The following is a 15,471-nucleotide window of genomic DNA, read 5'->3' as shown; positions in this document are numbered from 1 at the left end:
TCAAAAACGTCTGATACCTCATCTTCTTGCGGATTAAATCCTCTTTCACAGAAAATGTGGCCCTCTGATATGAGGGTTACTCCACTCACATAATAGTCTCATTCCTAAATAATTTAGATATCTTCTCTTATTTCATTTTCTTCCTCATCAATAAATCCTCTTTTTCCTTTGTAGAAGGTATACTTCGTATAAATTGAATCATATTTATCTGGTGGTGTATTCTCTACAAGTATTATTTGATGATTTTCACTAAGTTCTATTAAAATCTTATAAAACTCATCGTAAACTTCAGGATCATTAATTTTATTTTTTGGAGAAGCAAACTCTTCACCAATTTCCTCTTTCTTCTCTAATGTTCCCACATATTTACTTATTGAGTCCAATAAAAGAATTCCAGGATGACCTTTAGCATAACCCTTGGTTTTACTTGTTAGGATTGCTCCCAAAAAAGAGAGCTGCATACATTCTAATAGTCCACCGCTTTCATGTGCATATACACTTGCTCCATTGTAATACGGTATCATTTGCTCTTGATGAATATTTGTTTCATTTGTAGTATCATATTTTAACCTTTTCATAAAACTCTTATACTTCTTATCTAGAAATTTAAAAATCTCTTCTTTCTCTGCACTACTAACATGTAAAGCTTCAATGTCTTTAATTAGTCGAGATTCTTGGGCCTTCAAATCTTCAATTAGCTTCTCTTTTTCATCAATTTTATGATGTATTCTCAGCGCTTCTTTTAAACTTTCTTGTTTCTTAGTCAACTTATTAATAACTGCGTTAATACTATCAATATGAGAAAGATATGGTACCTCAGTTTTTTTTGAGTACTCTCCTAACGCTTCATTATAAATTGATTGTTTTTCTGAAAGTAATGAAATTTCTTTGTTATAATCTTCAATTTGTTTACTTTCCTTTTCAATTAGCCCCTGAACTAAACTTATTTTATTTACAATTTGTTTCTTTATCTTTTGAAGAGTCTTCTCAGCATTTTCACTTTGGTGTACTCTATTATGTAAGTATCCCAAAACTTTTGAACTACAAAGAGGACATTCTACACTTTGGTCAGGAATTGTCAGATTATAATTAAGTTCCAGAGTTTCTTGAACTTCCTTTAGTTCAACTTCATATTCTTTAATCAACAGTTTCTTAGAATTTACTGAAAGTTGACAATGCCTTTTATTACGTTGATACTCAAAAATCTCGTTGGAAGTTTCGTTAAAATCATTTTTCAATTTGACATACATTTTATTCTCGTCATTGTTATTACTTTTAGTAACGCTTTTTTCCAATACACTGACTTTAATTTCTTTTTGTTCCTCAATCTCTAAATGAAGTTTATCAGATTTTAATTGAAGGCTAAATCTGTCTAGTGCATCTAAATCTTTCAAATATGAATTTAATCCATACAATTCTCTTCTTGTTTCATCAATTTCATTTTGTACTTTAACCAATTGTTCATTTAATGTATCCTTATCAACATCTACTAAGTTAAACATCATTTTAAAAGCATGAGGATTTTTATTTGCTTTGAAGGTGCTCTTTTTCTCTAAAAAATCACCTGTTCCAAGTTCATGCTGATGAATATATACATACCTAAAAATATCTCTAAAAGATACAGTTTCTATTTCTTTTTGATTACTATGTTTTTGATGACGTATTAATTTATATTCATTTATATTTAATTTGTTCATTAAAATCTTCATCGCATCTTGAATATCGAGGGTCTTAGGTGTATATTCATCTAAATTTTCATAGGGACAAAAATAAATGCTAATTTTAGTTTGTTTCTTTTTTAACATTCTGTTTAAAGTTAAAATCTCTTTATCAATGCTTAACTCTAAAAAAACTTGATCACACTTGGCATCTAATTCAAGCTGAACATTTAAATCAATTTTTTCAGATTTTCCAAAACAATAATCAATCAAACTAAGTATAAGAGATTTCCCAGATGTTTTTTCACCACTTATAATGGTTAAATCCTTATTAAAGTGTATTACCCTTCTATAAGAGATACCCTGAACTATTAATTTATGTAGAATTATACGACTCAATACCTTCCCTCCTTAATTCTCTTAGCATTTTCTGCTGAATAGCTTATTTTTGTATACATTTCAACATATTTATTAAAAAGTGAATTTAAATATTCCGATTTATTATCATGATAAAATTTTTCTCCAGAAGATATTAATTTCACTTTTAATTCACCTATTTTATTATACATCTTCCCTTTTACCTCAATAAATTGTAAATGTGACATGATTAACAGTATTTCATTTATTTTTGTTTGAAAACGAAAATATTGATTAGGAGAAAGAGTAAATTTATCAATATTGTCTATATCATCATGAAAGATCTTAGCCAAATCAAAATTTACTAAACTATAATAAAATAAAATTTCTTCTACTTTTCTTTGTTTTTTATTTTGAATAGAAAGCGCATTCATTAAACATAATACCTTCATAATGTCTAATTTTTGATTATTGAATAAAAGTTGTATTGAGATAGGTACCGAAGATTTATATTTAGTTTCTAGCTCCATCGAAACGTTCCCTCCCCCACCATATCTCTTCTTTTTCATTATCTGCTAGAATATGAACAAAACCTCTATTTTCAGATTTATTCGATTTATTAACTTTTAAAAATTCATTGTATCTTCCAAAATCAATTTCCTCTAGACTTTTATGAACTTCTTTTAAAAATTCTTCACTGTCACCATGTTCTGAATATGAATCAACATATCGATCCATATATTCAACAAATACTTGTCCTAGTATCAAATCTATGACATCGATAGACATTCCTAGTTTATTCAAAGCTCTAATATATTCATCTGCCGTAACATAAAAAACAGAACTTAATTCTATTAAAGCAGGATTTATTTTTTCTAATTTTAACTTTTTATAAAATAAGTTGCCTTCTAAGTTTTTCTTAAAAGATTTTAATCCAGCACCTGCTACAACTACGGAATTATTTTGTTTACCTTCATTATTAGATTCAAGGCTCTTTTTTTTTGCAGGTTTAGAAATTTCATGAAGGATTTTTCTTATTTCAGCTGGATGAGTTGAGTTTTCTGCATCATAAGGAATGGTAATTAATCCGTAGTTTTTTCTTAATTCTCTAATCTTATCTTCAGTTGGATTACTTAATAAAATGTAGTGGGTACTTTTAAAATATTCTTTATGTTCTTTAATTAAAGTCTTAATAAATTGATCGTCAAAGGAAAACCCCATAAACAAAAGCTTTTTATTCGCAGTTACAGCTTTCAATAAATTGTCGTATTTTTTATCATTATATAATTCTTGATAACTTTGTCGACTAATTACAATGTGTCCAGAGTTAGAAATGGTTCCGTGTAGGTGACAAACCCTTTTTTGACTAAATAATTTTTGAGTACTAAAATTTATATCCTTAAGAAGGATGGGTTGTAAATCAAATTTCAAGTATTCTTGTAAGAGGTTTTCATAATTAGTAGTCAAGTATAAAGAGAAATTCATTTTACTAAGGTCATAATAGTTATGCTCGGAATTGTCATCTAATTTTTTTTGTTTTTCTAAAATTAATTCTACTATTCTTTCTTGAATATCTTCCTCTTCTATAGGAGCATATTTCTTTATTGCATCGATAGCCCCCCAATAGTCATGTTTTTTCAAGTCTATTTCAACTGCTTGTTTTATAAAAGCTAATTGCTCTACAGCATATTTTTCAGTTAAATCTCTAATTAGCCCCCCCCAAGTTGGCACTTTAAAAGGTAAAGATAGTCCAGCACCAATAAAGGGTACTAGTATTCCATCATGGTAATCTTTTTTTAGATCTTCTAAGTGAATGTTCATATTGCCTCCTCTTTCTCTACTCTTAATTAAAAGTCCAGAATATGATTTTTTATATTCATTTTAACTTATCATTACAGTTATATCCATATAAATCCTCTCCTTACCCTTTTTAACTCCATATCTTCGAATTCTACTTTTCTAACACCATCACAATATCTTAAGATGAGGATTCTCACTTAGATCCTTTAGTTTAGCTAATTTTTCTTTGAATTTCTGCACTAAACAGTCAAAAATTAAAGAAATATCTAAATTTTAGCTTATAGGGCATTCATCTTTCAAAAGCAGATAAAGAAAAAATTCTTAAATAACTAAATCATGTTTTAAAAAATAAAATGAAACAACAATTGATTTATACTGACCAAAATTTTGTTTTCTTTGATGACACCATATACCTAATATATATTAAATTGAATAAAAACTGATTAAAATTAATAATGAAGCATGTGAATATCCAAAAACACTTTACATTATATAAATGAAGATACACATATACATGATTAATTCAGGAACAATTAGTGAATGCAGACACATGATTATCTACGCTTTTATACTAATGCCAAAAAGGCCTTTTGTAAGTTCAGTGAACATACAAAAGGCCTTTTATAAAACAATTATCTTTGTTTTTCGTAAAGGATTAACAAAAAATTCTTATTTCACTTGCCACCTTCTATTAAAAGGGTTTTAGGCGTTTACATCATTCCGCCCATTCCACCCATGCCGCCCATGTCTGGCATTCCGCCGCCTGAGCCGCCTTCTTCTGGTTTGTCAGCTACGACTGCTTCAGTTGTTAGAAGCATTGCTGCTACAGAAGCTGCGTTTTGAAGTGCAGAGCGAGTTACTTTTGTTGGGTCAACGATTCCTTTTTCGATCATGTTTACCCATTCGTTTGTTGCTGCGTTGAAGCCTACGCCAATTTCTTCGTTTTTCAAGCGCTCAACGATAACGGATCCTTCAAGTCCAGCGTTGTGAGCAATTTGACGAATTGGCTCTTCAAGAGAACGTAGAACGATGTTTACACCTGTTTGAACGTCACCATCAGCTTCAATTGAAGCGACTTTGTTGTATACATTCACAAGTGCTGTACCACCACCGGATACGATACCTTCTTCAACTGCTGCGCGAGTTGAGTTCAGTGCATCCTCGATGCGTAGTTTACGCTCTTTTAGTTCTGTTTCAGTTGCAGCACCAACTTTGATGACAGCGACGCCGCCAGCTAGTTTTGCAAGACGTTCTTGTAATTTTTCTTTATCGAATTCAGAAGTTGTTTCTTCTACTTGTGCACGGATTTGGTTCACACGTGCTGCAATTTGAGCAGAATCTCCTGAACCTTCAACGATTGTTGTGTTTTCTTTTGTCACAACGACTTTAGACGCGCGGCCAAGCTGACCGATTTCAGTTGATTTCAGGTCAAGTCCTAGATCTTCTGTGATTAATTCTCCGCCAGTTAGAACAGAGATGTCTTCAAGCATTGCTTTACGACGATCACCGAACCCAGGTGCTTTTACTGCTACTGCGTTGAATGTACCACGAAGTTTGTTCACAACAAGAGTTGCAAGTGCTTCGCCTTCTACATCTTCAGCAATAAGCAATAATGGTTTTCCTTGTTGTACAACTTGCTCAAGTACAGGAAGGATTTCTTGAATGTTTGTGATCTTTTTATCAGTGATTAAGATGTAAGGATTTTCAAGAACTGCTTCCATCTTATCAGAATCAGTCACCATGTATGGTGAAGCATATCCGCGGTCAAATTGCATACCTTCAACCACTTCAAGCTCAGTTGTGAATCCTTTAGATTCTTCAATTGTGATGACACCGTCGTTACCTACGCGTTCCATCGCTTCAGCGATTAGGCTGCCGACTTCTTCGTCTGCTGCAGAAATAGCCGCAACTTGAGCAATTGATTCTTTACCTTCGATTGGTTTAGAAATCTCGTGCAAGCCTACAAGTGCTACTTTCACTGCTTCTTCGATCCCTTTACGAACGCCAACAGGGTTTGCACCAGCTGTTACGTTTTTAAGACCTTCACGGATCATCGCTTGAGCTAGAACTGTTGCAGTCGTTGTACCGTCACCAGCTACGTCGTTTGTTTTGCTTGCAACTTCAGCCACAAGTTTTGCACCCATGTTTTCAAATGCATCTTCTAATTCGATTTCTTTTGCAATCGTTACACCATCATTTGTGATAAGTGGAGAACCGAATTTTTTCTCAAGAACCACGTTACGTCCTTTTGGTCCTAAAGTTACTTTTACAGCATCTGCAAGTGCATCTACACCACGTAACATCGCACGACGTGCTTCTTCACTGAACTTAATATCTTTTGCCATAATAACGAAACCTCCTCAGTCTTTTTAAAAATATATCTCAATGCTTTTTTATGTGATTATCCAATAACAGCTAAAATGTCGCTCTCACGAAGGATTAAATATTCTTTTCCTTCATATTTCACTTCAGTGCCTGCATATTTTGAGAAGATAATGCGGTCGCCTGTGCTTACTTCTAACGCAACGCGCTCACCACTTTCAAGTACACGCCCTGAACCTGCTGCAACAATTTTACCTTCTTGCGGTTTTTCTTTTGCAGAATCCGGTAAAACAATACCGCTAGCGGTTTTTTCCTCAGATTCAACGAGTTCAATGATTACGCGATCGCCTAATGGCTTTAACATAAGAAACAACCTCCTCAATTTTTATATGTAGTCTTTTTTAGCACTCATCACCAGTGAGTGCTAACACATTTATTATAATAAAGAATGTCTTCTGCAATTTCAAGTGAAAACCTTTAAAAATTTTTACGCTTTCACGATCTTTTTGAATCTCAGATTCTTTCCTTTTCATCGAAAAAGAAGACTTGTGTTACAATAAATTTAGTTCTTTTAGTAAAGGGGTTTTCGTTACTTGAAAAAACAATATTGGTACATCATCTTAACGTATATATTGGTACAGGTATCTGCGTTTCCTTATTTTCTCATAATGAAATGGCTGGGATTCATTCAAACACCGATGACTCAAACAGAGCTTTCAAAATTATCAGGAACGTGGACAATCATCAGTTTCTGTATCGGATTGATCATTATTCTGCTCATCCTTCGAACCGTCCCAAAAGCTTCACTGCGAAATGAAGCGCCTGCTTCAATCGGTTCTGCTATCGCATGGATCATTGGCGGTTTCTTTCTTTCTCTCTTTGCACAATCGATTGCAGGCGTGATTGAACAATATGCATTCGGCATTGGCCGTGAATCAGAAAATACGCAAACCATATTATCCATTATGAATGCCGTTCCTTGGCTTGTGATCGTCATCGCCCTGATTGGTCCGATCTTAGAGGAAATCATTTTCCGTAAAATCATCTTTGGTGTGATTTATGAAAAAACGAATTTCTTCATTGGGGCACTTGCCAGTTCAGTGGTTTTCGCTGCTGTACACAATGATTTTCCCCATATCTTGCTCTATACCGCAATGGGCTTTACCTTTGCCTTTTTATATGCGAAAACAAAACGAATCATTGTCCCAATCGGCGCTCATATGCTGATGAATTCACTTGTTGTTCTTGTGCAGATTGAGCCAGTGAAAAAAATGATTGAAGAACAATCTCAAACCATGCAAATGATTATTGGAGGCTTTTTCTCATGAGAAACCCAGTCGTATGGGGCATCATTTATTTTGCCGTAGGTGTCGCTTTCACCTATATGGCCATTCAAAACCCAGGTGACATGTGGTCATTTTACAGCATTTTGCTGATGGTGTTTGCGGCCTATAATATCAATATCGCGCTTAAAATGTTTGCCTTCTCTGTCAAACTCAAAAAACAGCAACAAAAATAAATTAAAAACCATTTTCCGTGTTTGGAAAATGGTTTTTTTATGGAGGATGTAACTTCATGGAACATGAAAAACTTCGTTTCTTCAATGATCAGCATGAAACCATTGGAGCTGCCGCTCGTTCAGATGTCCACGCCCAAGGTCTTTGGCATGAAACATTTCATTTCTGGCTTCTTAAAAAGGAGCTTGGCACCGTGTATCTCTATTTTCAGCTAAGGAGTCCTGCAAAAAAGGATTTTCCTTCACTGTTTGATATCACCGCAGCAGGTCACCTTCTCGCAGATGAACAGCCTTCTGATGGCTTAAGAGAGGTAGAAGAAGAACTTGGTCTTTCTATCCTTTTTGAGGACCTTACTTATACAGGAATCATAAAAGATGAAATTCACCTGCCTTCTTTCATCGACCGTGAGTTCTGTCATGTGTATCTTTATATGAATGAAGAAAAGCACATGGAAGTTCATCTACAGAAAGAAGAAGTCGCTGGTCTGTACAGAGCAAAGCTGCCTGATGCACAGCAGCTTTTAACAGGATCATGTGAAAGAATTCGTATCGAGGGCTTTATAGTTGATGCAAACGGAGAACGACGTGAGGAAAGCATCGAAGTGGGTATTCATAATTTTGTCCCGCATGAGCCTGCCTATTATGAGCACCTCTTTCACACGATCAATCAATTTCTTATACAATAGAAAAAGCATCGTGATCCCTTATTGGATCATGATGCTTTTTTATGAAACATAATGTTTTTCTTTCTCCTCTGTTTGCTGCATTTTGCGGTAGGTCACTCTTGAAATGATAATACTCACTTCGTATAAAACGAGCATTGGCAAGGTGACCATGAGGTGAGAAACAAGCTCTGGCGGTGTAATGAGTGCGGCAATGACAAGGAGGACAAAATAGGCATACTTCCGTATTTTTGATAAAAACATCGGTGTGATGATGCCAAGTCTTGTGAGAAACATCAACACGACGGGCATCTGAAACAAAAAGCCAAATGGAAGTGTTAGCTGCATTAGAAATGTAAAATACTCATGAATCCCAATGACTTGCTCTACATTTAAATCATTCGACATTCGCATCATAAAATCGACGACAAACGGAAATAAAATAAAGTAAGAGAAAGCCACACCGCTCAAAAATAAAAGCAGTGCAATCGGAATGTAAGCAAGTGTCACCTTTCTTTCTTTTTCATATAAGCCAGGACTCACAAACGCCCACAGCTGATATAAAATAACGGGACACGTCAAAACCAAAGCAATGACAAATGCGAACTGCATAAACACGTACAGTGGATCTGTAAGCTTAAATGCGTTCAGCGTCAGTGTTGCCGCTTCATCGGTATTTTGTAAATACACAATGACCGGCTTAGCGAGAAAAAAACCAGCCACCATAAAGGCGACAAAAAACATCGCAATGATCACTAGGCGTTTTCGCAGTTCCACAATATGCTCCATAAGCGGCATATCTTTGACATTCATGAAGCTCATCCTATTCTACTGATCTTCTTTTTTCTTTTTTTCTTCCTGATCATCAGCTAAGCCTTTTGTGGCATTTTTGAATTCACGTAATGTATCTCCTGCTGCTCTTCCTAATTCAGGAAGCTTTTTCGGCCCAAAAATAATGAGCGCTACAATCGCAATCAGAATCAAACTCCCAGGACCGATCGGACCCATTTGCTCCACCCCCTTTACCCCTTTTCGTCAGTCCTCCTGCGTAACAGAGTAATGCTTTAAGAAATACACAAGAGACTGAAGTTCAACCGCCAAATCTATATGATGAATTCGAATGTGTTCCGGCACATTCAATCGAGCCGGCGTAAAGTTAAGGATTCCTTTGATGCCAAGGGCAATCAAACGATCTGTAATGGATTGAGCTGCTACGGCAGGTACTGTCAAAATTGCAACAGGGATATCTCCTACCTCTTGAACATGCTCTTCAAGCTTATCCAAATCATAGACAGGCACGCCGCCTATCTCACTTCCTATTTTACTCTCATTGACGTCAAAAGCCATTGAAATTTTTGTATTATTATTTTTTATGAAATTATAGTGTAAAAAAGCAGTCCCTAAATTCCCGACACCAATGAGCATGACATTGGTCATTTCATCTTGGTCAAGGGTCTTTCTGAAGAAGGTCAAGAGATAATCGACATTATAGCCATACCCTTTCTTCCCAAGTGCACCAAAGTACGAAAAATCTCGGCGAATGGTAGCAGAATCCACTTTGACTGCATCACTAAGCTCAGCTGATGACACCCTTTGTTTTCCTGATGCATGCAAATTTTTTAAAAAACGGTAGTAAAGCGGCAAACGTTTGGCTGTCGCTTGTGGAATTTTTGACTGATCTATATTCATATAAGGTCCTCCAACTTAAATATCAGATGCTCTGTGAAAATCACCGTTTTTCCCGCCTGTCTTTTCAATTAGATAGGTTGGACCGATGATCATGCCTTTATCAATCGCTTTGCACATATCGTAAACGGTCAGTGCACATACTGAAGCAGAAGTGAGCGCTTCCATCTCCACACCCGTACTTCCTTTTGTTTTCACCTGTACTTGTATGTTCAGGATGTGCGCATTTCCGTCTTCCTCCCAATTAAAGGAGATATCCACGCCTTTTAGTGCAAGCGGATGACACATTGGAATGATGGTAGATGTTTGCTTTGCTGCCATGATGCCAGCAACCTGTGCAACAGACAGCACATCCCCTTTTCCAATTTCATGCTGTTGTATTTTATGAAACACTTCTTTTATCATACGAACACTTGAAACAGCAACGGCGGTTCTCACTGTAGACGATTTGTCACTAATGTCGACCATCTTTGCTCTTCCCTGTTCGTTAAAGTGGCTAAATTGACTCATCTTTCAACGCTCCCTCACTCAAATGATACACTATTTTTTCCTATCTGTCTTTCATTTGAATATGGCGATTGTATGTAACATTTGCCGGTTTACTGCTGATAAGCTACACTTAACATATTATAGCAGAGGTGAAGTTACATGATGATTCTACAAATGAATCAGCTGTCCAAATCGTTTGGCGCTGATACCGTTTTAACGAATATAAAATTGGAAGTCAAAGCAAGGGATCGAATTGCCATTGTAGGTCGTAACGGCGCAGGCAAATCCACGCTTTTGAAAATCATTGCCGGTCAAATGTCTTACGAGCAAGGTGAGATCATCAAACCAAAAGACCTATCGATCGGCTATTTAGCACAGCATACCGATGTGACGTCTACACGTACGCTAAAAGACGAATTATTATCGGTTTTTGATCATTTAAAAGAGATGGAACAAGAGATGAGAACCATTGAGGAGAAAATGGCTTCTTCCACAGGTTCTGAGCTGGAAGCCCTTATGAAAACCTATGACAGGCTTCAGCAGGAATTTAAAGATCAAGGCGGCTATCAATATGAAGCAGATGTCCGCTCCATTCTTCATGGACTCGGCTTTAGTCATTTTGAAGATGAGACAACCGTCCAATCTTTAAGCGGCGGCCAGAAAACCCGTCTAGCGCTTGGAAAGCTCTTGTTAATGAAACCAGAACTCTTAATTCTGGATGAGCCGACCAACCATTTAGATATTGATACCTTATCATGGCTTGAGCAGTATTTGCAAAATTATACAGGTGCCATTCTCATCGTGTCCCATGACCGCTATTTCTTAGACAAAGTCGTAAACCACGTCTATGAAGTCTCAAGAACTTCGATGAAAAAGTTTGCAGGGAACTATAGTAAGTATCTGGATCTGAAAGCAGAGCAGCTCGAGCGGGATATGAAACTATACGAAAAGCAGCAAGAAGAGATCTCAAAGCTCCAGGATTTTGTGGACCGCAACCTGGCAAGAGCCTCCACCACAAAGCGCGCTCAAAGCAGACGCAAACAGCTCGAACGGATGGATCGTTTAGATAAGCCTTTAGGAGATGAAAAATCCGCAAACTTTCATTTTGATATTACGAGACAAAGCGGCAATGATGTACTGAAGGTACATGATCTCGATATTAGTTATGATGAAAAAACACCGCTCCTATCCTCGCTTTCTTTTCAGATTAAACGCGAGGATAGTGTGGCACTCATTGGTCCTAACGGGATCGGGAAATCAACCCTTTTAAAAACGTTAACGAACACATTAACACCAGTAAAAGGCGACATCACTTTTGGATCTCATGTCACGATCGGCTACTATGACCAAGAGCAAGCCAAACTGACATCCTCGAAAAAAGTGCTAAATGAGCTTTGGGATGATTATCCTCATATGAATGAAAAAGAAATTCGGACATGTTTAGGAAACTTCCTCTTTTCAGGGGATGACGTTTTAAAGCCTGTCCATGCATTAAGCGGTGGGGAAAAAGCACGCCTTGCGCTGGCAAAGCTGATGCTCCAAAAAGCCAATTTTCTTATTCTCGATGAACCTACAAACCATCTGGACTTAGATAGTAAGGAAATTTTAGAGAATGCATTGATCGATTATCCAGGAACTATCTTATTTGTTTCGCATGATCGTTATTTCATCAATCGTCTGGCAACGAAAGTATTTGAGCTGTCGCCTACAGAAACTAAAGAATATCTCGGTGATTATGACTACTACCTTGAAAAGAAAAATGAACAACTAGAGCTGAATGCACTTCAAGAAAATGAACCTGTTAAAAAACAAGCTGCCCAACCAGTAGAAACAACAAAGCTTTCTTATGCGGAAGAAAAAGAACTGAAAAAGAAAGAAAGACAAAAGCAGCGCAGGATTGAAGAAATTGAAAAACGGATTGCTGTCATTGAAGACAAGCTCGGTGAAAATGAAGAGCTGTTATGTGATCCTGATATTTTTCAAGATCACGAGAAGGTTCAAGCCATTCAAACAGAAAATGATACGCTCAATCAAGAGTTAGAATCACTTTTTGCGGAGTGGGAAGAGCTGTCAGATTCTTAAAGAGTACCCTAGAGGGTACTCTTTTTTCTTTCAATGAAAACTCATTATCCACAACGATACCCACAACAACTTCTTGATTATTCTTAAATACTTTGGACTTATCCACTTTATCCACAAGTTTTTAATCACATATCCACAAAAAAGTTCGTGATTATACACATCCTCTTCACTTTAAAACAAAATTTTCTAACAATTGTGGATATATAGCGTTTACATGTGAATAAATCGCTTTCATAGAAAAATAAAAACCCCTGTAATCCACAGGAGTTTTATTTATATGAGACTAGCGGCAATCCTGGCTGGCCATTCATCGCCATATCGCCTCTGATTCCTTTTTCAAACGCAATGGTTCCAGCGGCAGCGATCATGGCTGCATTGTCTGTGCATAGTGATAATGGCGGAATAATGACCTTCACGTCTGGCAGTTTCGTAAATGCTGATGTTAAAGCTTCTCTTAGTCCTTTATTGGCAGCGACTCCTCCAGCTAGAACAACCTGCTTCACACCATAGGCTGCTGCTGCTTTCAATGTTTTCCCAACAAGCACCTCAATGACACTTGCTTGAAAACTTGCGGCTAAATTCTCTGGGGCAATCGTTTCTCCCTTTTGTGACGCATTGTGTAAGGTGTTGATCACAGCTGATTTTAAACCACTGAAGCTAAAGTGATAAGACCCTTCTTCAAGCCATGCACGAGGAAGCTTAATTGTCGGCTCTCCTTCATGTGCTAACCGATCAATATGAGGTCCGCCTGGGTACGGGAGACCCATCGTCCGGGCCACTTTATCGTAGGCTTCTCCAGCTGCATCATCCAATGTTTCTCCGATGACCTCAAAAGATCCGTGCTCCTTCATTAAAACAAGCTCAGTATGTCCGCCAGAGACAACAAGAGCTAAACATGGAAACTCCAATTCATCAACCAGCTGGTTGGCATAAATATGCCCTGCAATATGATGAACACCAACAAGAGGAATTTGATGGGCAAAGCTCAGTGCCTTTGCTGCATTGACGCCAATCAGCAGGGCACCGACGAGGCCAGGTCCTTCCGTAACAGCAATCGCATCCAAATCCTTAAAGCTCATACCCGCCTGTGTCATCACTTCTTCTAATACGATGGTGACTTGCTCCACGTGATGCCTCGAAGCAATTTCAGGTACAACACCGCCAAATCGTTTATGACTGTCTATTTGCGAGGCGACCACATTTGCCACGATTTCCTTTCCATTTTTCACAATGGATGCAGCTGTTTCATCACAGCTTGTTTCTATACCTAATATGAATCGATCTGTTTGTTCACTCATTTATATTCACCCACATGACTAACGCATCTTCTCCATTATCCGTATAATAATTCTTTCGAATAGAAGCTGGTCTGAAACCGAGCTTTTCATAGAGGGATTGTGCTGGTGTATTCGAAACCCGCACCTCTAAAGAAAGATGATCTGTCTTTTTTTCTTTGCAAAATTCCATGACATATCGAAGCAATGCTTCCCCGTAGCCTTTTCCTCTATGCTCAGGGAGAATCGCAATGTTCGTAATTTGTGCATCGTCCATGACAATCCAGACCCCGCAATATCCAACAGGCTGCTTATCTTCCTCGATGAGGAAGTAATGGCTGTATTGGTTATGCAGAATCTCATAGACAAACGATTCCTTTTTCCAAGGCGCTGTAAACGAATGCACTTCAATCGTATACACATCTGGAATGTCCGCTACTGTCATTTGTCGTATTTCTGCTATGTTAAGGTTATTTTTGTCCTTCAAGCCATTTCACTTCCGCTTCTGCCAAACGAATATAGTTAGGAACAAGCTGATGAACATCTTCAGCAGGACGATCTGCGCCTAAAAATGCAAGCACTGAAGGTCTTGGGTTATGAAATGTCCCCTCTGCCAGTACAGCCGTTTCTCCTAAAATGGAGCGAATGCTCTCTTCATGAATGTGCACATCTTGTCCAAGAAATAGAACAGGTTTTCCTATCTTCTTCAGCTCATGAAGCCAATCCGTGAGCAGGATATTTTGATCTGGTTCGACCTCTTTGATCTTACCTTTTTCAAACGTATATAGCCCAGTATAAACTTGTCCTCTTCTCGCATCAAATAGAGGTGAGATATACCCATCAAAATATTGGCCATTTGCCGCAAGCGCTTCTAAACTCGAAACAGCCGATATCGGGATAGACAGCGTCCACGCAAGTGTTTTTGCTATGGTAACACCGATTCTGACGCCAGTGTAAGAACCAGGTCCTTTTGCCACAACGATTTTACTTAATTCGCTTGGTGCTACACCACATTCTTTCATCAATGCTTCAACAGTGGGCATCGCTCGGACGGAATGGTTCTTTTTTAAATACGTAATGCTCTCTCCAATCACAGTGAGGTCTCTTACAAGAGCAATTCCTAGTGTATGGTTTGATGTATCAATGGCCAGTATGGTCAAATTCTTTCATCTCCTTACAAAGGGACTCATAACGCTCCCCTTTTGCATCAAACGTGAGATGCCGTTCTTCTTCACGTTCTGTTCTCAGCATTTCAATTTTTAAATAGGAAGAAGGCAATTGAGGTTCAATAAGATGTGCCCATTCAACCAAGCATACACCTTCACCCTCAAAATATTCTTCTAGTCCGATGTCTTCTTCCGCATCTTCCATGCGGTACACGTCCATATGGTAAAGTGGCAGTCTGCCATCGGTATATTCTTTAATAATTGTAAAGGTGGGGCTGTTGACGATACGGGTAATTCCTAAGCCTTCCGCAAAACCTTTTGAAAAAGTGGTTTTGCCTGCGCCTAAATCTCCTTCTAATGTCAATACATCGCCTGGCATCACAAGTTTGGCCAAAGCAGCGGCAATTCGTTTCGTCTCATCCGCACCTTTTGTTGTCCATGTTATTTTCACCGTTGATG

The 15,471-nt window shown here is 37.5% G+C and carries 17 protein-coding genes; 4 read left to right on the top strand and 13 right to left on the bottom strand.

The genetic code is table 11. The features are described 5' to 3' along the window. Positions 1-113 precede the first annotated feature (113 nt). The 5 genes from QR42_RS03060 to groES all read right to left on the bottom strand — a co-directional run bounded on the left by QR42_RS03060 (position 114) and on the right by groES (position 6,501). Complete coding sequence (locus QR42_RS03060) at positions 114-2,057, bottom strand: hypothetical protein (RefSeq protein ID WP_039176877.1); 1,944 nt, start codon at positions 2,055-2,057, stop codon at positions 114-116. Next, a complete protein-coding gene (locus QR42_RS03055) occupies positions 2,054-2,545 on the bottom strand; it encodes a hypothetical protein (RefSeq protein ID WP_039176874.1) in 492 nt (163 codons plus the stop codon). The genes QR42_RS03060 and QR42_RS03055 overlap by 4 nt, the downstream gene beginning before the upstream one ends. Beyond that, positions 2,529-3,836: an SIR2 family NAD-dependent protein deacylase gene (locus QR42_RS03050; protein ID WP_039176871.1), complete on the bottom strand. Its 1,308-nt coding sequence runs from the start codon at positions 3,834-3,836 to the stop codon at positions 2,529-2,531. Before QR42_RS03050 ends, QR42_RS03055 begins: the two co-directional genes overlap by 17 nt. A gap of 689 nt (positions 3,837-4,525) precedes the next feature. Continuing rightward, a complete protein-coding gene (groL, locus tag QR42_RS03045; RefSeq protein WP_039176868.1) occupies positions 4,526-6,160 on the bottom strand; it encodes a chaperonin GroEL in 1,635 nt (544 codons plus the stop codon). A gap of 56 nt (positions 6,161-6,216) precedes the next feature. Then, positions 6,217-6,501, bottom strand: coding sequence for a co-chaperone GroES (gene groES / locus QR42_RS03040; RefSeq protein WP_024426730.1), 285 nt, complete (start codon positions 6,499-6,501; stop codon positions 6,217-6,219). A gap of 229 nt (positions 6,502-6,730) precedes the next feature. Between groES and QR42_RS03035 the strand changes: the two genes are divergently transcribed. The 3 genes from QR42_RS03035 to QR42_RS03025 are packed head-to-tail and all read left to right on the top strand — an operon-like array spanning position 6,731 to position 8,339. After that, a complete protein-coding gene (locus QR42_RS03035; RefSeq protein ID WP_039176864.1) occupies positions 6,731-7,465 on the top strand; it encodes a CPBP family intramembrane glutamic endopeptidase in 735 nt (244 codons plus the stop codon). Further along, positions 7,462-7,656, top strand: a complete 195-nt coding sequence (locus QR42_RS03030; protein ID WP_003213897.1) for a YdiK family protein — start codon at positions 7,462-7,464, stop codon at positions 7,654-7,656. The genes QR42_RS03035 and QR42_RS03030 overlap by 4 nt, the downstream gene beginning before the upstream one ends. A gap of 56 nt (positions 7,657-7,712) precedes the next feature. After that, positions 7,713-8,339: an NUDIX hydrolase gene (locus tag QR42_RS03025; RefSeq protein ID WP_039176861.1), complete on the top strand. Its 627-nt coding sequence runs from the start codon at positions 7,713-7,715 to the stop codon at positions 8,337-8,339. Positions 8,340-8,378: 39 nt separating this feature from the next. Here the strand turns inward: QR42_RS03025 and tatC are convergent, their stop codons facing one another. Genes tatC through moaC form a run of 4 tightly spaced genes read right to left on the bottom strand, consistent with a single transcriptional unit; the run spans position 8,379 to position 10,511 of the window. After that, positions 8,379-9,137 (bottom strand): twin-arginine translocase subunit TatC, encoded by a 759-nt coding sequence (tatC, locus tag QR42_RS03020; RefSeq protein WP_098676753.1) that lies wholly within the window; start codon positions 9,135-9,137, stop codon positions 8,379-8,381. A gap of 6 nt (positions 9,138-9,143) precedes the next feature. Next, positions 9,144-9,323, bottom strand: coding sequence for a twin-arginine translocase TatA/TatE family subunit (locus tag QR42_RS03015; RefSeq protein WP_008355689.1), 180 nt, complete (start codon positions 9,321-9,323; stop codon positions 9,144-9,146). Between the two features lie 27 nt (positions 9,324-9,350). After that, positions 9,351-10,004 carry a redox-sensing transcriptional repressor Rex gene (locus QR42_RS03010; protein ID WP_008355687.1) on the bottom strand — a complete coding sequence of 218 codons (654 nt, stop codon included), beginning with the start codon at positions 10,002-10,004 and terminating at the stop codon, positions 9,351-9,353. Between the two features lie 15 nt (positions 10,005-10,019). Next, the gene (gene moaC / locus QR42_RS03005) at positions 10,020-10,511 is read right to left on the bottom strand and encodes a cyclic pyranopterin monophosphate synthase MoaC (RefSeq protein WP_039176857.1); all 492 of its coding nucleotides are present in this window, start codon (positions 10,509-10,511) and stop codon (positions 10,020-10,022) included. A 138-nt stretch (positions 10,512-10,649) separates the two neighbouring features. On the opposite strand from moaC, the gene QR42_RS03000 reads away from it, so the two are divergent. Further along, positions 10,650-12,572 carry an ABC-F family ATP-binding cassette domain-containing protein gene (locus QR42_RS03000; RefSeq protein WP_039176855.1) on the top strand — a complete coding sequence of 641 codons (1,923 nt, stop codon included), beginning with the start codon at positions 10,650-10,652 and terminating at the stop codon, positions 12,570-12,572. A 269-nt stretch (positions 12,573-12,841) separates the two neighbouring features. Here the strand turns inward: QR42_RS03000 and tsaD are convergent, their stop codons facing one another. The 4 genes from tsaD to tsaE are packed head-to-tail and all read right to left on the bottom strand — an operon-like array spanning position 12,842 to position 15,463. Continuing rightward, positions 12,842-13,870, bottom strand: coding sequence for a tRNA (adenosine(37)-N6)-threonylcarbamoyltransferase complex transferase subunit TsaD (gene tsaD / locus QR42_RS02995; RefSeq protein WP_039176852.1), 1,029 nt, complete (start codon positions 13,868-13,870; stop codon positions 12,842-12,844). Continuing rightward, positions 13,863-14,291, bottom strand: a complete 429-nt coding sequence (rimI, locus tag QR42_RS02990; protein WP_039182999.1) for a ribosomal protein S18-alanine N-acetyltransferase — start codon at positions 14,289-14,291, stop codon at positions 13,863-13,865. The genes tsaD and rimI overlap by 8 nt, the downstream gene beginning before the upstream one ends. Before the next feature lie 25 nt (positions 14,292-14,316). Next, positions 14,317-15,006, bottom strand: a complete 690-nt coding sequence (gene tsaB / locus QR42_RS02985; RefSeq protein ID WP_039176848.1) for a tRNA (adenosine(37)-N6)-threonylcarbamoyltransferase complex dimerization subunit type 1 TsaB — start codon at positions 15,004-15,006, stop codon at positions 14,317-14,319. Beyond that, entirely contained in the window at positions 14,987-15,463 is a 477-nt protein-coding gene (gene tsaE, locus QR42_RS02980; RefSeq protein ID WP_039176845.1) for a tRNA (adenosine(37)-N6)-threonylcarbamoyltransferase complex ATPase subunit type 1 TsaE, read from the bottom strand. Before tsaE ends, tsaB begins: the two co-directional genes overlap by 20 nt. Positions 15,464-15,471: the final 8 nt, after the last annotated feature.

This window comes from Bacillus sp. WP8, from assembly GCF_000800825.1.
Lineage (GTDB): Bacteria > Bacillota > Bacilli > Bacillales > Bacillaceae > Bacillus > Bacillus safensis.
Note: the sequence above shows the minus strand (reverse complement) of the source record. Positions and strands in the feature narration are given on the sequence as shown.